The sequence below is a fragment of the Terrabacter aeriphilus genome, from assembly GCF_039542985.1.
In the GTDB taxonomy this organism is placed as follows: Bacteria; Actinomycetota; Actinomycetes; order Actinomycetales; family Dermatophilaceae; genus Terrabacter; species Terrabacter aeriphilus.
Genome location: NZ_BAABIW010000006.1, coordinates 150,171 through 172,800 on the forward strand (window position 1 = coordinate 150,171; position 22,630 = coordinate 172,800).

Annotated in this window: 18 protein-coding genes; 9 read left to right on the forward strand and 9 right to left on the reverse strand. The window is 73.3% G+C overall.

Annotation, left to right across the window (positions count from 1 at the left end; translation table 11 throughout):
• The first annotated feature begins 16 nt into the window (after positions 1–16).
• Together ABD979_RS02980 and ABD979_RS02985 are read left to right on the forward strand one after the other, a co-directional pair.
• Positions 17–1,342 carry a M20/M25/M40 family metallo-hydrolase gene (locus tag ABD979_RS02980; RefSeq protein WP_345505948.1) on the forward strand — a complete coding sequence of 442 codons (1,326 nt, stop codon included), beginning with the start codon at positions 17–19 and terminating at the stop codon, positions 1,340–1,342.
• Positions 1,343–1,373: 31 nt separating this feature from the next.
• A complete protein-coding gene (locus ABD979_RS02985; protein ID WP_345505949.1) occupies positions 1,374–2,825 on the forward strand; it encodes an MFS transporter in 1,452 nt (483 codons plus the stop codon).
• Here the strand turns inward: ABD979_RS02985 and ABD979_RS02990 are convergent.
• A complete protein-coding gene (locus tag ABD979_RS02990; RefSeq protein ID WP_345505950.1) occupies positions 2,822–4,195 on the reverse strand; it encodes a DUF2786 domain-containing protein in 1,374 nt (457 codons plus the stop codon). The two genes, ABD979_RS02985 and ABD979_RS02990, sit on opposite strands and share 4 nt — an antisense overlap.
• A gap of 173 nt (positions 4,196–4,368) precedes the next feature.
• A complete protein-coding gene (locus ABD979_RS02995) occupies positions 4,369–5,520 on the reverse strand; it encodes a hypothetical protein (RefSeq protein ID WP_345505951.1) in 1,152 nt (383 codons plus the stop codon).
• Between the two features lie 150 nt (positions 5,521–5,670).
• Here ABD979_RS02995 and ABD979_RS03000 point away from each other — a divergent pair, with 150 nt between their 5' ends.
• Both ABD979_RS03000 and ABD979_RS03005 read left to right on the forward strand, forming a co-directional pair.
• Positions 5,671–6,390: an alpha/beta hydrolase gene (locus tag ABD979_RS03000; protein WP_345505952.1), complete on the forward strand. Its 720-nt coding sequence runs from the start codon at positions 5,671–5,673 to the stop codon at positions 6,388–6,390.
• A 73-nt stretch (positions 6,391–6,463) separates the two neighbouring features.
• Positions 6,464–7,768: an ATP-grasp domain-containing protein gene (locus ABD979_RS03005; RefSeq protein WP_345505953.1), complete on the forward strand. Its 1,305-nt coding sequence runs from the start codon at positions 6,464–6,466 to the stop codon at positions 7,766–7,768.
• 6 nt (positions 7,769–7,774) lie between these two features.
• Here the strand turns inward: ABD979_RS03005 and ABD979_RS03010 are convergent, their stop codons facing one another.
• Both ABD979_RS03010 and ABD979_RS03015 read right to left on the reverse strand, forming a co-directional pair.
• Positions 7,775–8,059 carry a hypothetical protein gene (locus ABD979_RS03010; RefSeq protein WP_345505954.1) on the reverse strand — a complete coding sequence of 95 codons (285 nt, stop codon included), beginning with the start codon at positions 8,057–8,059 and terminating at the stop codon, positions 7,775–7,777.
• A 94-nt stretch (positions 8,060–8,153) separates the two neighbouring features.
• Positions 8,154–8,792, reverse strand: a complete 639-nt coding sequence (locus ABD979_RS03015; protein WP_345505955.1) for a DUF1345 domain-containing protein — start codon at positions 8,790–8,792, stop codon at positions 8,154–8,156.
• Between the two features lie 85 nt (positions 8,793–8,877).
• Between ABD979_RS03015 and ABD979_RS03020 the strand changes: the two genes are divergently transcribed.
• From ABD979_RS03020 to ABD979_RS03030, 3 genes are read left to right on the forward strand one after another with little or no spacing between them, the layout of a single operon-like run.
• Entirely contained in the window at positions 8,878–9,915 is a 1,038-nt protein-coding gene (locus ABD979_RS03020; protein WP_345505956.1) for a diacylglycerol/lipid kinase family protein, read from the forward strand.
• On the forward strand, positions 9,908–10,651 hold the full coding sequence (locus tag ABD979_RS03025) for a phosphatase PAP2 family protein (RefSeq protein WP_345505957.1): 744 nt from the start codon (positions 9,908–9,910) through the stop codon (positions 10,649–10,651). The genes ABD979_RS03020 and ABD979_RS03025 overlap by 8 nt, the downstream gene beginning before the upstream one ends.
• Positions 10,648–11,337, forward strand: a complete 690-nt coding sequence (locus ABD979_RS03030; protein ID WP_345505958.1) for a phosphatase PAP2 family protein — start codon at positions 10,648–10,650, stop codon at positions 11,335–11,337. Before ABD979_RS03025 ends, ABD979_RS03030 begins: the two co-directional genes overlap by 4 nt.
• Here ABD979_RS03030 and ABD979_RS03035 read toward each other — a convergent pair.
• The 3 genes from ABD979_RS03035 to ABD979_RS03045 are packed head-to-tail and all read right to left on the reverse strand — an operon-like array spanning position 11,334 to position 15,565.
• Positions 11,334–12,119: a DUF1206 domain-containing protein gene (locus ABD979_RS03035; RefSeq protein WP_345505959.1), complete on the reverse strand. Its 786-nt coding sequence runs from the start codon at positions 12,117–12,119 to the stop codon at positions 11,334–11,336. The two genes, ABD979_RS03030 and ABD979_RS03035, sit on opposite strands and share 4 nt — an antisense overlap.
• A 54-nt stretch (positions 12,120–12,173) precedes the next feature.
• Positions 12,174–13,022, reverse strand: coding sequence for an acyl-CoA thioester hydrolase/BAAT C-terminal domain-containing protein (locus ABD979_RS03040; RefSeq protein ID WP_345505960.1), 849 nt, complete (start codon positions 13,020–13,022; stop codon positions 12,174–12,176).
• Entirely contained in the window at positions 13,019–15,565 is a 2,547-nt protein-coding gene (locus ABD979_RS03045; protein WP_345505961.1) for a DEAD/DEAH box helicase, read from the reverse strand. The genes ABD979_RS03040 and ABD979_RS03045 overlap by 4 nt, the downstream gene beginning before the upstream one ends.
• Before the next feature lie 111 nt (positions 15,566–15,676).
• Between ABD979_RS03045 and ABD979_RS03050 the strand changes: the two genes are divergently transcribed.
• Both ABD979_RS03050 and ABD979_RS03055 read left to right on the forward strand, forming a co-directional pair.
• Positions 15,677–20,515, forward strand: a complete 4,839-nt coding sequence (locus ABD979_RS03050; protein WP_345505962.1) for an ATP-dependent helicase — start codon at positions 15,677–15,679, stop codon at positions 20,513–20,515.
• Between the two features lie 91 nt (positions 20,516–20,606).
• Positions 20,607–21,380 carry an isocitrate lyase/PEP mutase family protein gene (locus ABD979_RS03055; protein ID WP_345505963.1) on the forward strand — a complete coding sequence of 258 codons (774 nt, stop codon included), beginning with the start codon at positions 20,607–20,609 and terminating at the stop codon, positions 21,378–21,380.
• On the opposite strand, the gene ABD979_RS03060 is transcribed toward ABD979_RS03055, so the two are convergent.
• Complete coding sequence (locus tag ABD979_RS03060) at positions 21,335–21,832, reverse strand: signal peptidase I (protein WP_345505964.1); 498 nt, start codon at positions 21,830–21,832, stop codon at positions 21,335–21,337. The genes ABD979_RS03055 and ABD979_RS03060 overlap by 46 nt on opposite strands.
• Before the next feature lie 122 nt (positions 21,833–21,954).
• Positions 21,955–22,578 carry a hypothetical protein gene (locus tag ABD979_RS03065; RefSeq protein WP_345505965.1) on the reverse strand — a complete coding sequence of 208 codons (624 nt, stop codon included), beginning with the start codon at positions 22,576–22,578 and terminating at the stop codon, positions 21,955–21,957.
• Between the last annotated feature and the right edge of the window lie 52 nt (positions 22,579–22,630).

Below are 22,630 nucleotides of genomic sequence, written 5' to 3' on the forward strand. Positions count from 1 at the left end.
GCATACGCTCCGGGGCATGACCCGGGACGACGCAGCCGTCGAGGCGTTGCGCGCCCTCATCCGCATCCCGACCGTGTCGCACTGGGAGCGGGACCGTGAGGACCGGTCCGCCTTCGCGGCGCTGCTCGTCGAGCTGCGGGAGCGCTTCCCGCGGCTGCACGCCGTGTGCGAGGTGGAGCGGATCGGTGGCGACGCGTTGCTCGTCCGTTGGCCGGGTCGGACGCCGGTGGCGCCGGTCGTGCTCATGGCGCACCTCGACGTCGTGCCGGTCGACGACCCGTCGGTGTGGACGCACCCGCCGTTCGCGGGTGACGTCGCCGACGGGCACGTCTGGGGCCGTGGGGCGCTCGACTGCAAGGGGTCGCTGGTGGCGACGTGCGCGGCCGTCGAGTCACTGATCGCGGACGGCGTCACGCCGGGACGCGACGTGTGGCTGTCGTTCGGCTGCAACGAGGAGGTGTCGGGAGAGGCGGCGGAGGTCGCCGTGGCCGCCTTGAAGGTGAGGGGCGTCGAGCCGTGGTTCGTCCTCGACGAGGGTGGGGCGGTCGTGCAGGGCGTGCTGCCCGGCGTGGATGCGCCGCTCGCGGTGGTCGGCGTCTCGGAGAAGGGCACGGTCGACGTCGAGCTCGTCGCGCACGGCGACGGCGGCCACGCCTCCGCGCCGCGGCGGATGGGGGCCACGTCGCGCCTGGCCCGCGCCATCCTGCGCCTCGAGCGCAGGCCCTTCCCCAGCCACCTGCCCGACGCCACCGTCGACATGCTCGAGCGTGCGGGCGCCCATGCCCGGATGCCGTATGCCGCGGTCTTCGGTCGTGCGCGGCGACTGCGGCCGGTGCTCTCCCGGGTGCTCCCGCGGCTCGGCCACGAGACGGCGGCACTGACGCGGACCACCGTTGCCGTCACGCAGCTGTCGGGGTCGCCCGGCGCCAACGTCATCGCGCCCGTGGCACGGGCGCACGTCAACATGCGCGTCATGGTGGGCGAGACGGTCGACGGGGCGCTCGAGCGGATCCGCCGCACCGTCAAGGACCCCCATGTGGAGGTCGTGCTCGTCAGCGGCCACGGACCGAGCCCCGTGTCGCCGACGGCCGACCCGGCATACGGCCTGATCGAGGCGACGGTCGGCGAGGTGTTCCCGGGCACGGTCGCGATCCCGTACGTCATGCTCGCGGCCACGGACTCGCGGCACTTCCACCGCGTGTGGCCCCGCGTCTACCGGTTCACCCCGTTCCGGATGAGCGACGCCCAGCGTGCTGCGATCCACGGGGTCGACGAGCGCATCGGCATCGACGACCTCCACGACGGGATCGCTTGGTACCGCCGGCTGCTCGAGCAGCTCTAGCCCGAAGTCGTCCAGGAGGAGCAGGATTCGCATGTCTGACAGCACGGTCGTCTCCGACGCCGCCCGGGCCCTCGCGCGCAGCCCGATCACGAAGGTCGTCGGGTTCCTCGTCTGCGTCGAGCTGGCCAGCGGGGTGCTGCAGGGCTACTACACGCCGATCTTCACGGACATCGCGCGCCACCTGTCCGTCAAGGACGCCGACGTCAACTGGTTCGAGGCCGCGCAGCTCATCGTCTCGGCGCTCGTCGTGCCGCTGCTGGCCCGGCTCGGAGACCTCGTCGGGCACCGCAGGGTGCTGCTCCTGTCGACGGTGGTGACGGCCCTCGCGTCGTGGGGCGTGGCGTTCGCCCCGAGCTTCGGGCTCTTCCTCGTCGCGTGGGCGATCCAGGGCTTCTACGTCGTGTGGCTGCCGATGGAGGTGGCGATCATCCACCGCCGCACCGGGGGCGCGGAGCGGCGGGTCCGCGGCGCCGCCGGCCTGCTCGTCGCGGGACTGGAGCTCGGGGTCATCGCGGGTGCCCTGACGAGCGGCGCCCTCGCCGAGTCGCTCGGCATGACGGCGCTGCTCGCCCTGCCCGCGGTCGTCGTGACGCTCGCCCTCGTCGCCATCTGGTTCGGGGTGGAGGAGTCGCCCACGCTCGCGCACGGCAGGGTCGACTGGGGCGGGTTCGGGCTCGTCACCCTCGCCCTCGGGCTCGTGATGGGCGGCCTCGTGCTGCTGCGGGTGGCCGGCCCGGGCAGCCCGTGGCCGTGGGTGCTCGTCGTGGCCGGAGGGGCCGCGCTCGTGCCCTTCGCCCGCCGCGAGCTGTCGCACCCGGAGCCGCTCGTCGACCTGCGGATCCTCGGGGCGCGCGGGCAGTGGCCGGTGCAGGCGACCGCGTTCCTCTTCGGCGTCTCGGTGCTCGGGGCGCAGATCCCGCTCTCGACGTTCGCGCGCACCGACCCCGCCGTCACGGGCTACGGACTCGGCGCGTCGGCCGGCCGCGTCTCCGTCATCATCGGTGGCTACGTGCTGTCGCTGGCCGTGGGCGCGCTGCTGTTCCACCTCCTCGCGCAGCGCACGGGCACGCGCGCGGCCATGGTCGTGGCGGCCCTGCTCGTCGCCGCCGGCTACCTGATGTTCCTGCCGTTCCACGCGTCGCTCGCGCAGACGATGACCAACATGGTGGTCGCGGGGCTCGGCTCGGGTGCGCTCGTGGCCGGGCTCCCCGCCGCCGCGGCCGCGCAGGCGCCCCCCACGCACACCGGTCTCACGACGGGCATGACGAACACGACGAAGACGATCGGGGGCGCCTTCGCCTCGAGCGTCTTCGCCATCGCCCTCGCCTCGACCGGCACGGTCGATGCCGAGGCGACCGCGCACGCGTCGCTGTCCGGCTACCTCGTCGTCTGGTCCATCTGCGGCGTCACGGCGCTCGTCGCGGCCGTGTTCCTCGCGGTGGTGCAGGACGCGCCCCGCACCACCCGTCCGGCGGCCGTCTAGCGACCGCCACCCGGGAGCCGGGGGGATGCGCCCAGCTGGGCGCGGTCGGCCGCGGACCGGCCGGAGTGCCAGCCCTCCGCGTCACGGGCGGCGCCGACGGTCGTGCGGCGGACGTCCGGGAACCACTCGTCGACCCGCTCGGCCACCTGCTCGGCGCGGGCGGCGAGCAGGGGGACGAGCTCCCTCCCGCTCGGACCGTCGGCGACGGCCGACCGCTCCTCCGCGACGGTCGCCTCGTGCAGCCGCTCGCCGATGCGCTGGGCGAAGGCGGAGAGGAACGACTGGCGGAAGGAGCGGGTGCGGCTGCCACCGTGGGGATCGGTGCGGGAGCCGGCGGCGGCGAGCGTGCGCGTGGCCTGCACGAGGAGCGAGGTGAAGAGCAGCTCGACCGCCTCGAGGTCGGCCTCGAACCCCACGACGGTGCCGAAGCCGAGCTCGCGCGACCACACCATCCGGCACCGGTTGGCCGAGGCGACGGCCTGCAGCAGGGAGGCCTTGGGCCCGTCGTAGGGGTTGTCGATGCCGATGCGCCGACCCGACGGGCCGCTGCGTCGACCTCGCGACGCGTCGTGCCGTGCCAGCAGGGCCGCGTCGATGCTGTGCCGCGCCATGAGCGACTGCGCGCCGGCGGTGAAGGTCGCGGCCTCCGCCTCGAAGGTCGTCGACTCGGCCTTGGCGAGGAGCATGCGCACCCGGCTGAGGATCCGCTCGTCGGCCACCGGGGGTGGGGGTGTGTCGCCGCTCTCGCCCCGGCTCGCGGGGATCGCCTGACCGGGGAGCGGGGTCAGCAGCTCGAGCCGAGGCAGCCGGGAGAGCAGGTGCAGCACCGCGAGCACGCGCTCCACGAGGGTGAACCAGTCGAGGCCGCCGGCTCGTCGTGCCTCGACCCACGTGACCGACGGCGATCGCGGTGCGGCGTCGTCGAGCTCGCGCAGCTGGGCGAGCCACTGCCGGTCGACCGTGGCCGGGGCATACTGCGCGAGCTCGGCCGCCATGACGTCCACGGCGATCTGCTGCTCGTCGGGCCCGAGCCGGCGTCCGGTGAGCCGGTGGACGTCGGCGGGCTGCCAGCCGAGCTCCCAGGCCCGCGTGACGGCCCGGGCCAGGGCGTCGACCAGACCGCGCACGACCACGCGCGCCGTCGTGCCCGAGGAGCAGAGCGTCGCCACCGTCGAGATGGTGTCGTCGATGTCGCGCGTGTCGGCGCGGTCGATGGCGTAGACGCCCTCGTCGAGCAGGAGCTGCAGGGCGGTCCGCAGCTCGTCGTCGCGGGCAGCACCAGGTGCGTCGGGTGCGCCGTGCTCGTCGTGTCGCGGGGCGCCCGAGCGGTCCTGCGCTGCTCGTCGCCGCTCACGGCTGGCCTTGCCCATCGGTCCTCCTCGGGTCGTCCACCCATCGTGTCATCGGCCGCGCGTGCGGTGCGCAGCCGGCACCTGGCTGTGGACGACGAGTGCCCCGGGGTGAGGGGGTGTGGACGGCAGCGGCTCGGCGGAGCGTCGGGCAAGGGTTCGTACCCGAGCCCGCTGAAGACGCTCCGGCACGCTCAGGACGGTGGGACGTTCGAACCGTCCGGTGAGGAAGCCTGCGGCGGCGCGGTCCCACCGGACCGCCCACGAGTCCGGTCGGTCGGCGCGGGGGTTGGCAGCTCGAGGCCCTCGCGCCAGTTCTTGGGGTGGGTCGTGCAGGTGCGTCCAGTCAGGGTGGTCCACTCCAGGGCTCGGCCGGGCAGGCCCGTGGGAGTGCCCTCGGTGACGGGTCGGGAGGTCCACGCGCCGGTGGTCTTCGTGTTGCGGTGGAAGCGGTGCTTGGCGTAGAGGTTGTCGGCCCCGGTGGGTCCGGCGGGGTAGGGCGCCTCGTGGTCGAGGTCGCACCGGGCGGCCGGGGTCTCGCAGCCGGGACCGCGGCAGTGGCCGTCCAGGGAGGCCACGGCCCGCCGCAGCCGGGTCACGAACGTGCGCTGCGGGAGCGGCCCGCCGCCGCGTGCTGGTGCCAGCACGTTCTCGGCCACCCGCGCCACGTCTGCGTCCGACAGGGCCGCGGTCTCGGCCGCGAACTGCAGCACCCGCGCCAACGCGCACCGACCCGATCGCAACGCGGCCAACGCTGCTGCGTGCCGCCGCGGGGCGGTCGCGACGCTCAGACGGCGGGCGACCTCCCCGGTGCCGATCCCGGTCGCCAGCGCGATCTCCTCACCGACGACCCGGTCGAGGCCGACGCGGCCCAGCCCTGCCCGGCCTGGTGCGGCGGGGAGCGCGTCCAGCTGGCGCGACTCGATCGCGTGCAACGCGCCGTAGGCCTCGAGCAGGTCTGCCTCGACCCGTGCCTGGGCCGCTTCCAGCGCCTCGATCCGCGCGAGGGCCACCTCCCCGGCCCGCGCCAGCCCCTCCAGGACCCCCGCCCGCTCGTCGCGCTCCGCCCGCTCCACACCCTCGGCGCCGGCATCGTCGGCGTCCTCGGCCTTTGCTCGGGCGGCGGCCAGAGCAGCCGACACCGCGTCGAGTTGCTGCCGCACGAGGTCCAGGGTGGCCACGACGGCGCGCTCGAACGCCTCCGGGTCGGTGCCCCGGGAGAGGCGGATCGGCTCGAAGCACCCGGCCGGGAAGCGGCGGCCGCCGTCCGGTGGCTCGGTCGGCGCGGCAGGTGGAGCCGGTGTGTGCGGCACGTGCGCCTCCTCCCAGGACGTCCTCTCGTTCACCCATGAGAACATGTGTTCGACGGAGTTGGAAGGGGTTGAAAGCGGCTGTGGACTGGTGGGTGCCACTGTCCCGCAGGCGATTCCGCGCTGTGCGACTGACTCTTCGACGGGGAGGAGTGGGTGGAGGAGGGCAGGTCATAGGGTCTGTGCATGGCGCGGACGAGGATGACCATCACGGGCACGCCGGTGGGGGACGTCGAGCTCGCGGTCGTCACGCCGGTCGGCACGCGCAGGCGCGACCCGCTCCCGCTGCTCGTCGCGCACGACGGTCCGGAGTACTCGCGACGCTCCCACCTGCTCTCCGCCCTCCGTGCCGCGACGGCCGACGGTCGCGTGCCGCCCAACCGGGTCGTGCTCCTCGAACCGGGCGACCGCAACGCGAGGTATGCCGCCAACCCGCTCTGGGGGGACGCGCTCGTCGAGCACGTGCTGCCCGCGCTGCACACGGCATACGCCCTCGACGGCCGGCCCACCCTCATGGGCGCGAGCCTGGGCGCACTGGCCTCGCTCGAGGCGGAGTGGCACCACCCCGGCACCTTCGGCGCGCTCTTCCTGCAGTCGGGTTCGTTCTTCCGGCGCCGCGTCGACGACGAGGAGGACTTCGAGTTCTGGGGGCGGGTGACGCGGTTCGTCACGAACGTGCGCCGCGTGCGCCGACGCCGCACCGACGCCCGCATCGTCCTGACGTGCGGCGGCGACGAGGGCAACCTCGCGAACAACCGCCAGATGGCCGAGACGCTCGCCGCCTCCGGGCACGACGTGTCGTTCACGGAGGTGCCCGGCCGGCACGACTGGCCCTCGTGGGAGCACGCGTTCGACCCGCACCTGCTCGACCTGCTCGACCTCGCCGCGCGGAGGTCGCGGGAGTGAGCGGCGACAGACGGCCCGGTTCCTGCAAGGATCGCTGTCGAGAAACCCGATGCCCGACGGTAGGAGCGCCACGATGACCGACCTCGCCCCGCAGCAGGACTCGCCGACCACGCCGACGGCGCCGTCACACCGCACGCATCTCGTGGGGCTGCTGCTCGGGGCCGAGGAGGACTGGCCCACCGCCTTCGAGGCGCTGCTCGACCTCGTCGGACCGATCACGACCGACGACGGCGTGACGCACGAGCTGACGAGCGAGCGCCTCACCATCGAGCCGTTCGACCTGCGCCAGCCGGTGCGCACCGAGCTCGTCATCGACCGCCTCGCCTACTGGTACTACCACCCGCGCGAGTGGCTCAAGAAGGCCGCGCTGATGAACGACACCTACCTGCTCAACAGCCCGTTCACCTTCCAGTCGATGGAGAAGCACAGCGCCTACGTCGCGCTGATGCGTTTGGGGCTCAAGGTCCCCGAGACGTGGCTCGTGCCCTACAAGAACCCCGTCGACAACGTGCGCTGGGCCTACACGAGCGCGAAGTACAACCGCCCGTTCGACCTCAAGGCCATCGCGAACCAGCTCGGCTACCCGATGTACATGAAGCCCTTCGACGGCGGTGGGTGGCGCGGCGTCTCACGCATCGACGACGAGTCGGACCTGGTCAAGGCCTACGACGAGTCGGGCGAGATGCTCATGCACCTGCAGTCGACCGTCGAGTACGACCACTTCGCGCGCGCCCTCTCGATCGGGCCCGAGACGATGGTCATGGACTTCCGTCCCGAGCAGCCCATGCACAACAGGTATGCCGTCAGCTATGACTTCCTGCAGCCGTCGGCCGGCAAGCAGGCCGCCGCGATCAGCCGCATCGTCAACGCGATGTTCGGCTGGGAGTTCAACTCCTGCGAGATGCTCGTCAAGGGCGACGACGTCTATCCCATCGACTACGCCAACGCGTGCCCCGACGTGGCCGTGACCTCGCTGCACTACTACTTCCCCTGGGCCATCAAGGCGCTCGTGCGCTGGTCGGCGTACTGCCTCGTCACGGGGCGCAAGGGGCCGATGGACCTCGAGATGCGGCGCTACTTCGACGTCGCGGACCGCGACGACCTCACCGACGAGGAGAAGCTCGACGCCTACCTCGCCATCGCCGACGAGTACTTCGAGACCGACGCCTACCGCGCGTGGTGCGCGCGCCACCTGCCGCACCTCGACGCGGCGGTGCTCGAGTGGGTGAGGTCGGATGCCTTCGCCAACCTGCTGCGCGCGACGGTCGTCACGACCTACCCCGCCCACGAGCGCGACCGCTTCATGGCGCACTTCGGCGGGCTCATCGACCTCTGGGTGAGCGACGAGACGGCGCGGCTGGGCGCGGCGCCGGCCTGATCCGCCTCAGCGCCGGTGCCGACGGCCGTCCGCGCCGCGGTTCGAGCTCCGGATGCCCTGCTGGAGCCTCAGGGCGTCGCGCAGGCCCGGCGGCGTCGGCAGCCTGCGCCGGACCAGCTCGGCCGCGTAGCTCTCCAGGGCGTCGAGGAGCACCTCTCGTGCCCCGTCCAGGAGCATGGGGTCGACCCTGCCGGCGCGGAGCCCGTCGACCTCGAGCTGGGCCGCGCGGACCGTCGTCATGAGCTGGTCGAGTCGCGGACCGACGGGCGACGCCAGTGACGGATCGGTCATCGCCTCGAGCTCCGATCTGCCCGTGCGTGCCGCACCGGCTTCCCCTCACCGTACGCCGTGCGGAGCGACGTCGGCTCCGCACGGCTCGTCGTCGTCAGCCGCGCGCGCCGCCGATGCCGGCGACGAGGTTGATCGCCGACGCGATGACGACGGTGCCGTAGAGGTAGGCGAGCAGGGCGTGCCCCAGCACGACCCGGCGCACGTCGGAGGTGCGCAGGTCGGTGTCCGAGACCTGGTAGGCCATGCCGAGGTTGAAGGAGAAGTAGGCGAAGTCGGAGAAGGTCGGGTCCTCGTCCTGGTTGAAGTCGATGGGGGGCGTGGCGCTCGAGTAGTAGACGCGGGCGTAGCGCAGCACGTAGACGGTGTGCACGCAGAGCCAGCCGACGGCGACGGTGAGCAGCCCGATGACGGCGTCGACCAGCTGGGCGGTCCCCGTCGCACTGCTCCCCACGAGCAGCGCCGCGACGCCGAGGAGGCTGGCGAGCCCGACGACGATGACGACGACGTCGTACCAGGCGGCGTCGCCGTCCCGACCGGCCACACGCCGGCGGGTCGCAGGGGCGTCGTGCCCGAGGACGTGCGCGAGCAGCGGCCCGGCGAACGAGAGCCCCGCGGCGACGAAGCCGACGAGCACCCGTGCCAGCGGCTCGGCCGCCGGACCGAACGGGAGGAGGAGGCCGACGAGCAGCCCGACGACCAGGGCGATGCCGAGTCGCCGACGGATGGTGACCACGGTCCGGACCCTACTCCCGCGGGGTACGTCACGCGGTGGCATGCGCGTACCGGACGCCCCTTCCACCGAGCCTTAGGATCCCCTCATGTCGGACACCCCCAGCGCTCGGCGCAGCCTCACCGTGGTCTACAACCCGGTCAAGGTCGACGACGTCGACGCGGCCAAGGAGCTCGTGGCCCGGGCTGCTGCCCGGCACGGCTGGGAGAGCCCGGCCTGGGTCGAGACGACGGCGGAGGAGACCGGCGAGAAGCAGGGGCGGGAGGCCGTGCGATCCGGTGCCGGTGTCGTGGCCTCGCTCGGCGGGGACGGGACGCTGCGGGCCGTCGCCTCGGCGCTCGTGGGCACCGACGCGGCGCTCGGCCTGCTGCCGGGTGGCACCGGGAACCTGCTGGCCCGCAACCTCGGGCTCCCCGTCGACTCGCTCGAGGACGCCGTCGAGGCCATGCTCGGCGGCGCCAACCGACGCATCGACGTCGGCCTCGTGCGGGTGGCCGACCGGCCCGTCGAGCCCCGGGAGAGCCACGGCACCCACGACGGCGGGTCGCTCGTCGACGATGACGAGGAGGTCTTCCTCGTCATGGCCGGGCTCGGCCTCGACGGCCAGGTCATGGCGGGCACGAACGACAAGGCCAAGGCGGTCGTCGGCTGGATCGCCTACCTCCTCAGCGGTCTGCGTCAGCTCTTCACGCGGGGCTTCCGGGTCGAGGTGACCTCCACCGGCAGCGCCGGCGTCCTCGCTGGCGCGAGCGACCGTGACGACCACCAGCACCGGGACGACGAGCGGAGCGGCTCGGTGAGCCGGCACGCCCGCACCGTCGTCGTGGGCAACTGCGGCACCCTCCAGGGTGGCATCGAGCTCATGCCCGAGGCCAAGCTCGACGACGGCGTGCTCGACGCCGTCGTCGTCGCCCCCAAGGGCCTCACCGGCTGGATCTCCGTCGTCTCGGACATCGCGACCCGTCACCGCGCCGGGCACCGGCGCCTCGACCGGCTCCGGGGTCGCGAGTTCACCGTCACCGCGGGTCGTCACGTCGAGGCCGAGATCGACGGCGACCCCATCGGCACGCACGTGTCGCTCGGCATCCGGGTGCTGCCGGGGGCGCTGGTGGTGCGCGTTGGTTGAGCTCCGCCGCGACGGGCGGCGCCCCGCGGGCCGGCGTCGCCGGCTGCTCGGCGCGCTCGGCTACGGCCTCGGGTTCGCCCTGCCCGTCACGGCGCTCGCCTTCGTCGTGCGCGAGAAGTTCCGTCCGCTCATCGACCTCGACGAGCGGCTCATCGTCGCGGCCACCGACATCACCCGTGACAACCCGTGGCTGCGCACGACGCTGCTCGCCTGGCAGGAGGTCACGCAGCCCAAGTGGGTCTACATCGCCGCCTCGGCCGTGTGCCTCGTGCTGTGGCGCCGGCACCGCCACCTCGCCACGCGCTGCCTCTGGGCCTTCGTGACGATGATGGTGGCCTGGAACCTCCAGCTCGTGCTCAAGGAGGTCGTGCGCCGGGCCCGCCCGGTCGTCAGCGACCCCGTCTCGCACGCGCCCGGCTACAGCTTCCCGTCGGGCCACGTCGCGAACGCCGCCGCGATCGCGACGGTGCTGACGCTGCTGCTCTGGCCGGTGCTCGCACCGACCGCGCGGCGGTGGCTCGTCGGGGGGCTGACGGCATACGTCGTGCTGACCTCGCTCGACCGCGTCTTCCTCGGCGTGCACTACCCGTCGGACGTCGTGGCCGGCATCCTCTTCGGCGTCGGCCTCGGCACGGCCTCCTACGTCGGCTACCTCGGGTGGAACCCCCAGGGCCCGGACACCTCCCCTCCGCCGGAGGGTGACACCGGGCCCGAGTCCTCGAAAGGCAGTTCGTGAACCCCTCCTTCGTCCACCGCTACGAGGTCGACCAGTCCCGCCCGTCGGTCGGCTCGGCGCTGCGTGACGCGGCGCTGCGCGTGCTGGCCCCGGCCGTCGTCCTCTTCGGGCTCATCGTCGGGCTCGGCTTCCTCATCCTCGGGCCCCTCGGCAACCTCCCCTGGGAGGAGGACCTGAGCAAGAGCGTCGCCGCGGGCCGCACCGCGACGATGAACTCGGTCACGGCGGTGTGGTCGCACGTCGGCAACACCGAGATCGTCATCGGCGTCTGCGTCGTCGTCGTCGCGCTCGTGTGGTGGCGCACGAAGCAGTGGTGGTACGCCGTCGTGCCGGCCATCGCCATCGCGGCGCAGGCGAGCGTCTTCGTCGCGGCGACCACCCTCACCGACCGCAAGCGCCCGGCCGTGGAGCACCTCGACCCCGCGCCGCCGACGTCGAGCTACCCCAGCGGCCACATGGGCGCCTCGACCGCGCTCTACCTCACCTTCGCGCTCATGGCGCAACGGATCGAGCGCGTCTGGCTGCGCCGGCTCGTCACGGTCGTCTGCGCGATCGTGCCGCTCCTCGTCGGCTACGCCCGGCTCTACCGCGGCATGCACCACCTCGTCGACATCCTCGTCGGGATGGTCAACGGTGTCGTGTGCGCCCTGCTCGCGTGGAACTACCTGCGGCGCAAGGCGTCCTAGACGTCGGCGTGCCGGGCCCGGCCGAAGCAGTAGACGCCGAAGGCGATGAGGCCGACGGCGACGATCCCGAGCAGCACCGGGCCGCCGGGCGCGCCGAGGAGGTTGTGCAGGGCGCCGTCGAGGCCGCGTGCCTCGCTCGGCTTGTGCCGCACGGCGGCGAGCACGAAGAGGCCACCGACGATGGCCAGCGCCACGCCCTTGGCGACGTAGCCGAACCGGCCGGCCTTGACGATCCACTGGCCCGGGTGGCTCTCGAGGTCCTGGAGGAACTTCTTCTTCCAGCCCTTGACGACGTGGTAGGCGCCGACCCCGATGACGACGAGGCCGACGAGCGCGACGAGCCACTGCCCGGCGGGCTGCTTCATGAGGCTGGCCGTGAAGTCGGTCGTCTGCTTCCTGCTCGAGGAGTCGCTGCCGCTCGCGAAGGTGAAGGCCGACCACGAGAGCACGAGGTAGACGACGGCCTTGGCCACGGCCTTGCCGCGCTCCGAGGCCTCACGGCTGCCGGTGATGGCCTCCGTCACCTGCCAGAGGGCCAGCCCGAGCCACGCCACGACGGCGACCCAGAGCGTGACGAGGCCGAGCGCGTTGTCGGCCATCGAGCCGAGCGCGCCCGACTGGTCGGCACTCGCGCCCTTCGAGCCGAAGGCGAGGCGCAGCGCGATGGCGCCGATGACGATGTGCAGCACCCCGTTGACGGCGTAGCCGACGCGGGCCGCCGTCTCGAGGGCGGGGTGGTCGCCGGCGCGCCGCGAGGCGGCCTTGACGTCTGCGGAGTCCATGGGTGGTGATCCTGTCGGTCGAGGGGTCCCGAGGGCACCGCAGAACATACCCGTTCAGGGCAGCTCGAGGACGCGGCGGAGCTCGGTCCATGCGAGCACGCCCAGCGCGCGGTCGGCGGCCTCGGTGCCGCCACGGGCGAGCTGCATGCCGCCGGTGGCCACCGTCTCGCCGGGCAGCACCACGCGGTGGCCGGCCCGCGGGTGCGTGACGAGGGTCGTCGGCAGGTCGAGCGCCGCGCGCCGCTGTTGGACGGCGCGGGCGAACTCCACTGCGGGCCAGACCTGGTCGTCGCCGCCGGCGACGAGGAGCACGTCGCCGAAGAAGCGCTCGACCGGGATCGTCGCCGCTGCCACCGCGGCCGCGTGGGTGCGCAGGCTCTGTGCGTAGACGGGGGCGTATGCCGGGGGGTCCCCGGGCGCGTGCGCGTCGTCGTCGTAGGGCACGAACGGGAGAGGGCGACCGCCGCGGCTCCACGACGAGTGCTGCGGCCGGAGCTCGCCGTCGGGCCCGGGTCCGACGTTGGCCCACACGACGTGGCTCGGCGCGAGCGCGACGACGGCGTCGACCGCGGGGTCGTCCTCGGCATACGCGAGGAGGCCCTCGGCGCTCTTGGAGGCGCCCAGGAGCACGACGCGCTCGCACTGCGCCGACAGGGCGGCGACCGCCGGCGCGAACGCCTCGAGCGGGTGCTCCCAGATGCCCGCGGGGCGGCCCGGTCCACCGAACCAGCGGTAGGTCAGGGCGGCGCTGACGCCGGCGGCGGCGAGCACGCGCGCCCGCTCGACCTCGACCCGGCCGCTCGACCCGGAGAGGACGAGCACGCCGGTGCCGTTGCCGCCGCGCTCGGGCTCGACGAGCACGCCCTCGTCCTCGCGCCGGTGCTCCCGCAGCCGCGCGCTCATCCGCCGAGCCTCTCGAAGCCGGTGACCGTGAGCACGGCGGCGCCGACGTCGTCGCTCGCTGTCAGGTCGACGACGGCGGTGATGCCCCAGTCGCGGTCGTCGTCGGGGTCGACGACGACCTGGCGCAGCCGCCACTCCGTCGGCGTCCTCTCGATCTGGAGGAGGGCGGGGGAGCGGGCACCCTGGTCGGTCGCGACGGCGTCGTGGTCGTCGTAGTACGCGCCGAGGGCCTCGTTCCACGCGTCGGCGTCCATGACGACCTTCTGGGAAGGGTCGGTCAGCTCGGCGACCCGGGCCTCCAGCTCGCCCAGGGCTTCCCACTCGTCGCGCGCGGCGAGCTCGACGCGGTGGAACATCGCGTTGCGGATCATCACCGTGAAGGCGCGCTCGTTCGCCGTGAGCGGTCGGGCCGGAGGGGTGACGTCTGCGGCGCCGACGGTGTCGTCCGCCGGGTTGACGAGGTCCTCCCACTCGTCGAGCAGGCTCGAGTCGGTCTGGCGCACGAGCTCGCCCAGCCACTCGATGACGTCCTCGAGCTCCTCGGTGCGGTGGCTCTCGGGGACGGTGCGGCGCAGCGCGCGGTAGGCGTCGGTGAGGTAGCGCAGGACCAGCCCCTCCGATCTCGACAGGCCGTAGTACGAGACGAACTCGTTGAAGGTCATGCCGCGTTCGTACATCTCGCGCACGACCGACTTCGGCGACAGCGCGTCCTGCGAGATCCAGGGGTGCGACTGCCGGTAGGCGGCGAGGGTGACCTCGAGCAGGTCGGCGAGCGGCTTGGGCCAGCTGACCTCCTCGAGCCGCTCCATGCGCTCCTCGTACTCGAGGCCGTCGAGCTTCATCGCCGCGACGGCCTCGCCACGCGCCTTGAACTCCTGCGCCCGCAGCACCTGCCGGGGGTCCTCGAGGATCGCCTCGATGACCGAGACGAGGTCACGGGCGTACGAGTCGCCCTCGGGGTCGAGCGTGTCCATGACGGCGAGGGCGAAGGGGGCCAGGGGCTGGTTGAGGGCGAAGTCGCGCTGGAGGTCGATCGTCAGCGCGTGCCGCCGACCCGAGTCCTCCACCGTGGCGAGGCGCTCGACGACCCCGGAGGTGAGCAGCTCCTTGGCGAGCACGAGGGCGTGGCGCTGGAGGCGGCGCTGGTCCTTGACCTCGTGGTGGTTGTCGGAGAGCAGCCGCGCCGCGTGCGCGACCGGGTTGCCTTCTCGCGCGAGGATGTTGACGAGCATCGAGTGCGACACCTTGAGCCGTGGCTGCAGGGGCTCGGGCTCGGCGACGATCAGCCGCTCGAAGGTCTCCTCGGACCAGTTGACGAAGCCGTCGGGTGCCTTCTTGCGCTGGATCTTCTTCTGCTTCTTGGGGTCGTCACCGGCCTTCTCGACCGCGCGGAGGTTGTCGATGACGTGGTCGGGCGCCTGCGCAACGACCCAGCCGCGCGCATCGAACCCGGCGCGTCCGGCCCGGCCGACGATCTGGTGGAACTCGCGGGCCTTGAGCAGGCGCTGGCGCGTCCCGTCGAACTTCGTCAGCCCGGTGAGCAGCACGGTGCGGATCGGCACGTTGATGCCCACACCGAGCGTGTCGGTGCCGCAGATGACCTTGAGCAGGCCGTCCTGGGCGAGCTGCTCGACGAGGCGGCGGTACTTCGGCAGCATGCCGGCGTGGTGCACGCCGATGCCGTGGCGGACGAGCCGCGACAGCGTGCGCCCGAAGCCCGACCCGAAGCGGAAGGCGCCGATGCGCTCGGCGATCGCCTCGCGCTCCTCGCGCGTCGTGATCTTGACGGCCATGAGGCTCTGCGCGCGCTCGAGCGCGGCCGCCTGCGTGAAGTGGACGACGTAGACGGGGGCGCGGTCCTGCTCGAGCAGCAGCTCGATGGTCTCGTGCAGGGGCGTGACGGCATACGAGAACTCGAGGGGGACGGGGCGCTCGGTGCCGGTGATGACGGCCGTGGAGCGGCCGGTGCGCCGCGTCAGGTCGTCGCGGAACATCGTGACGTCGCCGAGCGTCGCCGACATGAGCACGAACTGCGCCTGCGGCAGCTCGAGGATCGGCACCTGCCACGCCCACCCGCGGTCGGGCTCGGAGTAGAAGTGGAACTCGTCCATGACGACGAGGCCGACGTCGGCCGAGCTGCCCTCTCGCAGAGCGAGGTTCGCGAGGATCTCGGCGGTGCAGCAGATGATCGGCGCGTCACCGTTGACCGACGCGTCGCCGGTGATCATGCCGACGTTGTCGGCCCCGAACTGCTCGCAGAGGGCGAAGAACTTCTCCGACACGAGCGCCTTGATCGGCGCCGTGTAGAAGCTGACGCGGTCGTCGGCGAGGGCCGCGAGGTGGGCGGCGGTGGCGACGAGCGACTTCCCCGAGCCGGTCGGCGTCGACAGGATGAGGTTGCTGCCGCTGAGGATCTCGAGGAAGGCCTCGTCCTGGTGCGGGTAGAGGGTGAGGCCGCGGTCGGTCGTCCACCCGGTGAAGACCTCGTAGAGGCTGTCGGGATCGGGATCCCGCGGGATGCGCTCGCTGAGGTTCGTCGTCACCGCATCGAGTATGCCGGTCCGCGCGGTCACGGCCGACCGGACCGCGGGCGCCCGCCCCCGTCCGGCGAGCGCCCCTTGCCCTGTCGGTGGGGGATGGCAGGCTGGCCCCCGATGGCAAAGGGCAAGAAGGCAGACGTGCTGGACCGCTTCTCCCCGGCGACGGCGGAGTGGTTCCGGAGCAGCTTCAGCGCGCCCACGACCGCCCAGGCCGGCGCCTGGGACGCCATCAGCTCGGGCCACCACTGCGTCGTCGTCGCCCCCACCGGATCGGGCAAGACGCTCTCGGCCTTCCTCTGGGCCGTCGACCGGATGGCGCGCGAGCCGGTGCCCGAGGAGCGGCTCGAGCGCTGCCGCGTGCTCTACATCTCCCCGATGAAGGCGCTCGCCGTCGACGTCGAGCGCAACCTGCGCGCCCCGCTCGTCGGCATCGGCCACGCCGCGGCCCGCCTCGAGCTCCCGCCGCCCGACATCAGCGTCAGCGTGCGCTCCGGTGACACGCCGGCCAACGAGCGGCGCGCCTTCGCGCGCACGCCCACCGACATCCTCATCACGACGCCCGAGTCGCTCTTCCTCATGCTCACCTCGTCGGTGCGCGAGGCGCTCAAGGGCGTCGAGACGGTCATCATCGACGAGGTGCACGCCGTGGCCGGCACGAAGCGCGGGGCGCACCTCGCACTCAGCCTCGAGCGGCTCGACGCGATCCTGCCGAAGCCCGCCCAGCGCGTCGGCCTGTCGGCGACGGTGCGCCCGGTCGAGGAGGTGGCCCGCTACCTCGCCGGCGGGCGGCCCGTCGAGATCGTGCAGCCCGAGTCGACGAAGCAGTGGGACCTCGAGGTCGTCGTGCCGGTGCCCGACATGGGCGAGCTCGGCAGCGCGCCGGCCGAGATCTCGCCGGGCGTCCCGGACCTCTCGGGCCCCGCGGCCGGCAACGCCCCGCAGGCGAGCATCTGGCCGCACGTCGAGGAGCGCATCGTCGACCTCATCGCCGACCACCGCTCGACCCTCGTCTTCGCCAACTCCCGCCGCCTCGCCGAGCGCCTCACCTCCCGGCTCAACGAGATCTGGGAGGAGCGGCTCGCCGAGCAGGAGGGGCTGCCCTCACCGGTCATGGCGGCGCTCTCGACGCAGCCGCCGGCGCAGGTCATGGCCCAGGCCGGCTCGTCGCGCGGGGCCCCCGGGGTGCTCGCGCGGGCCCACCACGGCTCCGTGAGCAAGGAGCACCGCGCGACGATCGAGGAGGACCTCAAGGCCGGGCGCCTCCCGGCCGTCGTCGCGACGAGCAGCCTCGAGCTCGGCATCGACATGGGCGCCGTCGACCTCGTCATCCAGGTCGAGAGCCCCCCGTCGGTCGCGAGCGGGCTTCAGCGCGTCGGCCGCGCCGGCCACCAGGTGGGCGCCGTCAGCCAGGGCGTGCTGTTCCCGAAGTTCCGCGGCGACCTCGTGCAGACCGCCGTCGTCGTCGAGCGGATGCGCGCGGGCGCCATCGAGTCGCTGCGCATCCCCGCGAACCCCGTCGACGTGCTGGCCCAGCAGGTCGTGGCGATGTGCGCCATGGACGACTGGTCGGTCGCCGACGTCGAGGCCCTCGCGCACCGGTCGGCGAGCTTCGCCTCGCTGCCGCGCTCGGTGCTCGAGGCCACCCTCGACATGCTGGCCGGCCGCTACCCGTCCGACGAGTTCGCCGAGCTGCGCCCCCGCATCGTCTGGGACCGCGTCACCGACACGCTCTCCGGCCGCCGCGGCGCCCAGCGCCTCGCCGTGACGAGCGGCGGCACCATCCCCGACCGCGGCCTGTATGCCGTCTTCCTCGCCTCCGGGGAGGGGCCCGGTCGCCGCGTCGGCGAGCTCGACGAGGAGATGGTGTACGAGTCGCGTGTCGGCGACGTCTTCACCCTCGGCACCTCGACGTGGCGCATCGAGGACATCACCCACGACCGGGTCCTCGTGACGCCCGCTCCGGGGCAGGCCGGCAAGCTGCCGTTCTGGAAGGGCGACCAGCAGGGCCGCCCGGCCGAGCTCGGCCGGGCCCTCGGCGGCTTCGTCCGCGAGATCGTCGGGCTCACGCCCGAGCGGGCCCGCGCGCGCGTCACCGCGGCCGGGCTCGACGAGTGGGCCGCCGACAACCTCATCGCCTACCTCACGGAGCAGAAGGAGGCGACGCGGCACGTCCCCGACGACCGCACCATCGTCGTCGAGCGCTTCCGCGACGAGATCGGCGACTGGCGCGTCGCCGTGCTCTCGCCCTTCGGTGGCCAGGTGCACGCGCCGTGGGCGCTCTGCGTGGCCGCCCGCATGCGCGAGCGGTTCGGCATCGACGTCCAGGCCATGCACGGCGACGACGGCATCGTCTTCCGGCTGCCCGACCTCGAGTTCGACGACGGCGCGGCCGTGGGCCAGCAGCTCGTCGAGCTCGTCACCCTCGAGCCCGAGGAGGTGAGCGCGCTCGTCACGCAGGAGATCGGCGGATCGGCCCTGTTCGCAGCGCGGTTCAGGGAGTGCGCGGCTCGTGCCCTGCTCCTGCCCCGGCGCCGGCCCGACCGCCGCCAGCCGCTCTGGCAGCAGCGGCAGCGGGCCGCGCAGCTGCTCGAGGTCGCGAGCCAGTACCCGAGCTTCCCCATCGTGCTCGAGGCCGTGCGCGAGTGCGTCCAGGACGTCTTCGACGTGCCGGGTCTCGTCGCGCTCATGGGCGACATCCGCTCGCGCGCGGTCAAGGTCGTCGACGTCGAGTCGCACCAGCCGAGCCCCTTCGCGAAGTCGCTCGTCTTCGGCTACGTCGCGCAGTACCTCTACGAGGGCGACTCCCCGCTCGCCGAACGGCGGGCGGCCGCCCTCGCGCTCGACCCCTCGCTCCTGTCCGAGCTGCTCGGCCAGGGCGAGGCGCTCGCCCTGCGCGACCTGCTCGACCCGGAGGCCGTGGCTCGCACCGAGGCCGAGCTGCAGCGGCTGACGCCCGAGCGCGGGGCGCGCGACGCGGAGGACGTGGCCGACCTGCTCCGGGTGCTCGGTCCGCTGTCGCTGGGTGACGTGGTCGCCCGCACGGCCGAGGGCTTCGAGCCGGCTGCGGTCGAGGCCGCGCTCGCCGAGCTCGAGGCCGCCCGCCGCGTCATCGCGGTACGGGTCGGGGGCGACGCCCGCTGGGCCGCGATCGAGGACGCCGCCCGGCTGCGCGACGCGCTCGGCACGGCCCTGCCCGTCGGGGTGCCGCAGGCGTTCCTCGAGCCGGTGCCCGACCCCCTCGCCGACCTCGTGGCCCGCTTCGCCCGCACCCACGGGCCCTTCGCCGTGCAGACCGTCGCGGCCTGGTGGGGTCTCGGCCCCGCCGTCGTGCACGACGCGCTGCGCCGCCTCGTCTCGGCCGGTCGGGTCGTCGAGGGCGAGCTGCTGCCCACCGAGAACGGTGGGGGCCACGGCCCGGAGTTCTGCGACGCCGAGGTGCTGCGCCTGCTGCGGCGACGCTCGCTCGCCGCGCTGCGGCACGAGGTCGAGCCGGTCGACCAGGCCGACCTCGCGCGCTTCCTCCCGCAGTGGCAGGGCGTCGGCGGCGGGCTGCGCGGGCGCGAGGGCCTGCTGCGGGCCGTCGAGCAGCTGACGGGCGCCGAGGTGCCGGCCAGCGCGCTCGAGTCGCTGGTGCTGCCGGCCCGGGTCGCCGACTACCGCCCGGCCCTGCTCGACGAGGTGATGAGCTCCGGCGAGGTCGTCTGGCGCGGCCACGGTTCGCTGCCGGGCGACGACGGCTGGGTCAGCCTGCACCTCGCGGACGCCGCGCACCTGACGCTGACGCCCCCCGAGGTCGTCGACCTCACCGACGACGAGCAGGCCGTGCTCGACGCGCTCGAGGGCGGCGGCGCGTACTTCTTCCGGGCGCTCTCGACCCGCGTCGGCCTCGGCGACACCGAGCTGAACGACGCCCTGTGGTCGCTGCTCTGGTCGGGCCGCGTCACGAACGACACCATCGCGCCGCTGCGGGCCCTGCTCGCGGGCGGTCGCACCGCGCACAAGCGCACCACCTCCGGCCCCCGGGCGAGCCGGTATGCCGGCCGGCGCGGGTCGCTCGGCCGCTTCGGTTCGCTGCGGGGCCCGCTCGCCGGTTCGAGCCCGGCGCAGGTGGAGGCGGCCGAGGAGGCGGCGACGGGCAAGGCGCTCGCGGCCGGACGGGCCTCGGGGTCCGGGCCGTCCACGGGCGTGGGGCGCTGGACGGCGCTGCCGCCCGCGGAGACCGACCCGACGGTGCGGGCGGTCACCAACGCCGAGCTGCTGCTCGACCGCTACGGCGTGCTGACGCGCGGATCGGTCGTCACCGAGGACGTGCCCGGCGGGTTCGCCGCCGTCTACCGGGTGCTCGCCGCGGCCGAGGAGGCCGGCAAGGTGCGCCGCGGCTACTTCGTCGAGGGCCTCGGGGCCTCGCAGTTCGCCTCGACGGGCGCCGTCGACCGGCTCCGGTCGATGTCGCGGCTGCCCGGATCGGGTTCCGGGCCCGGCTCGCAGGACGCCGAGCCCGGTCGGGACCGCACCGGCCCGCCCGCGCTCGTGCTCGCCGCGAGCGACCCGGCCAACCCGTACGGCGCCGCCATCGGCTGGCCCGAGCGGGGCCTGACCGACGCCGCCGACGAGGAGGAGCCTGCGGCCGACGGCACCACGCCCAAGGCCGCACGGCGCAAGGGACACCAGCCCGGCCGGAAGGCCGGCGCCCTCGTCGTCGTCGTCGACGGTGAGCTCGTGCTCTACGTCGAGCGCGGCGGCAAGACGATGCTCTGCTGGTCCGACGACCCTGAGCACCTGCAGGCCGCGGCCGACGCGCTGGCGCTGGCGGTCCGCGAGGGGGCGCTCGGGCGCCTCACCGTCGAGAAGGCCGACGGTGCCTCGGTGCTCGGCTCCGACCACCCGCTCGTGCAGGCGCTCTCGCAGGCCGGCTTCCACATGACGCCGCGCGGCCTGCGCCTGCGCCGCTAGCCCGGGCCGGTAGCCCGGGCCGGTAGCCAGGGCCGGTACGGCGCGGGCGGGTATGTCGACGACGACCCCGCGCCCGACGAGAGGACCCGAGATGGACACCGCAGCCAAGGCCCACGAGCTCCAGCGCCTCCACCGCGACCCCGAGCTGCTGCTCGTCGTCAACGTGTGGGACGTCATCACGGCCCGGGTCGTCGCCGACACCCCGGGCACCCGGGCGCTCGCGACGGCGAGCCACTCGATCTCGGCGGCCTACGGCTACCCCGACGGCGAGCAGATCCCGCGCGACCTCATGATCGAGGCCGTCGGGCGCATCGCCGCCGCCGTCGACCTGCCCGTCACGGCCGACCTCGAGGCCGGCTACGGCGACGCCGGCGAGACGGTGGCCCGCGCCATCGACGTCGGGATCGTCGGCGCCAACCTCGAGGACCAGCTCAAGCCCCTGCCGGATGCCGTGCGGGCGGTCGAGGCGGCGGTGGCGGCCGGCGAGCGGGCCGGCATCCCGTTCGTGCTCAACGCGCGCACCGACGCCTTCGTCAAGGCCGGTGACCGCGACCCCGGCGACGTCCTGGACGACGCCGTCGAGCGGGGCCGCGCCTACCTCGACGCCGGGGCCTCGACCTTCTTCGTCCCGGGCCTGCTCGACGAAGGGGCGGTGGCCCGCCTCGTCGAGGAGCTCGGTCCGCAGAAGGTCAACGTCATCGGCGTCCCGGGCTCGCTCGACCTCGCGACGCTGCAGCGCCTCGGGGTCGCGCGCGTGTCCTACGGCCCGTGGAGCCAGAACGTGGCCCTGACCGCCCTGGCCTCGCTCGCGGAGGACGTCTACGCCGGCGGCGGGCTGCCCGAGGGCACCCGCAAGCTCAACTGATCCGGGTCGCCGAAGAGCAGCGGGACGACGGCCCAGAGGAAGACGCCCAGCAGCGCCAGGCTGACCAGGGTGAGCGGGTTGCGCAGCCAGACGACCCAGAACCCGAGCCGGTCGACGTGCGACACGACGCCGCCGACGATCTGGGCCGGCTGCACGGGGCTCGTGTCGGCGACGGCGTTGGCGTCCCCCTTCGTCGTGAAGCTCCCGTCCGCGAGTCGCTCGACGAGGCGGTGCGAGACGACCGACCCGTCCTTGACGAACGAGACGACCTGGCCTACCTCGTAGTGGCCCTTCTCGACGACGACGAGGCTCTGGGGCGGGATCGTCGGCTTCATCGAGCCGGTGCGGATGACGAAGGCCTGGTATCCGAGGTGGCCGCCCACCAGCATTCCCAACCCGGTCGCGAGCGCGACCAGCAGGCCCGCCGCGAGAAAGGCGAACGCTTTCCTCATGCGCATTCCCTGGTGATTTCCGTTGTCCTTTTTCGTCCTTTATGTCTTATTGCCTCACGGGGCCGTCCGTGGGGTGCGGCGACCAGCGGCGCCGGCGCCGCATCCCACGGCTGACCCTCAGGTCACGGCTGCTGGCCGACCTGCGTCTCGACGATCTTGTACGGCAGGCCGCTCGCGGTCGGCGCGCCGAGCGGGTACGCGTTCCACGCGCCGCCACCCTCGGCCGACTGGCCCTGGAGCTTGCCGGCGTAGCCGAAGCCGAACGAGTAGGTCACCGTGCCGGTCGGCGGCACGTTGCTCGCGAGCTTGACCTTCTGCGGCACCGGCCAGCACCCGTCGGGGCTGAAGGGGCCGCAGGTGGAGAGACGGTCGTTGAGGTTCGCGGAGTCGAACTTCGCGGATCCGTTTGCGGCGATGTGGAACTCGCCGTAGGTGCCGAGGTTGTTGAGCGCGTGGAGCGCGTCGGCGTTGTCGAACACGACCCAGACGTCCTGGTTGTTGAGGCCGGTGTTCGTCACCTTGGCGTCGACCGTCTGCACCTCGCCCGGCAGCAGGTTGGTGTAGGCCAGCGTGTTCGTGTTCGTCTGGCCCTTGATCGAGCCGATCGATCCCGTCAGGGACCCCGCCTGGCTGTCGGTGAAGTAGGCGAGCGACCCGCCCACCGAGCCGACGAGCCCCGCGGCGACGAGCACGAGCGATCCCGCTCCGACGGCGAGGCGAGCGCGACGGTTGTTCTTGGGCAGCATGAAATGAATCCCCATCCCCTTGGTCAAACCCCTGTCCGCGCGATTCTTCGAC

Excerpts from the sequence above, each read along its gene's own strand:
- ABD979_RS02980 (WP_345505948.1), top strand. The coding sequence starts at position 17 with ATGACCCGGGACGACGCAGCCGTCGAGGCGTTGCGCGCCCTCATCCGC.
- ABD979_RS02985 (WP_345505949.1), top strand. The coding sequence starts at position 1,374 with ATGTCTGACAGCACGGTCGTCTCCGACGCCGCCCGGGCCCTCGCGCGC.
- ABD979_RS02990 (WP_345505950.1), bottom strand. The coding sequence starts at position 4,195 with ATGGGCAAGGCCAGCCGTGAGCGGCGACGAGCAGCGCAGGACCGCTCG.
- ABD979_RS03000 (WP_345505952.1), top strand. The coding sequence starts at position 5,671 with ATGGCGCGGACGAGGATGACCATCACGGGCACGCCGGTGGGGGACGTC.
- ABD979_RS03005 (WP_345505953.1), top strand. The coding sequence starts at position 6,464 with ATGACCGACCTCGCCCCGCAGCAGGACTCGCCGACCACGCCGACGGCG.
- ABD979_RS03010 (WP_345505954.1), bottom strand. The coding sequence starts at position 8,059 with ATGACCGATCCGTCACTGGCGTCGCCCGTCGGTCCGCGACTCGACCAG.
- ABD979_RS03020 (WP_345505956.1), top strand. The coding sequence starts at position 8,878 with ATGTCGGACACCCCCAGCGCTCGGCGCAGCCTCACCGTGGTCTACAAC.
- ABD979_RS03035 (WP_345505959.1), bottom strand. The coding sequence starts at position 12,119 with ATGGACTCCGCAGACGTCAAGGCCGCCTCGCGGCGCGCCGGCGACCAC.
- ABD979_RS03040 (WP_345505960.1), bottom strand. The coding sequence starts at position 13,022 with ATGAGCGCGCGGCTGCGGGAGCACCGGCGCGAGGACGAGGGCGTGCTC.
- ABD979_RS03050 (WP_345505962.1), top strand. The coding sequence starts at position 15,677 with ATGGCAAAGGGCAAGAAGGCAGACGTGCTGGACCGCTTCTCCCCGGCG.
- ABD979_RS03055 (WP_345505963.1), top strand. The coding sequence starts at position 20,607 with ATGGACACCGCAGCCAAGGCCCACGAGCTCCAGCGCCTCCACCGCGAC.
- ABD979_RS03060 (WP_345505964.1), bottom strand. The coding sequence starts at position 21,832 with ATGAGGAAAGCGTTCGCCTTTCTCGCGGCGGGCCTGCTGGTCGCGCTC.
- ABD979_RS03065 (WP_345505965.1), bottom strand. The coding sequence starts at position 22,578 with ATGCTGCCCAAGAACAACCGTCGCGCTCGCCTCGCCGTCGGAGCGGGA.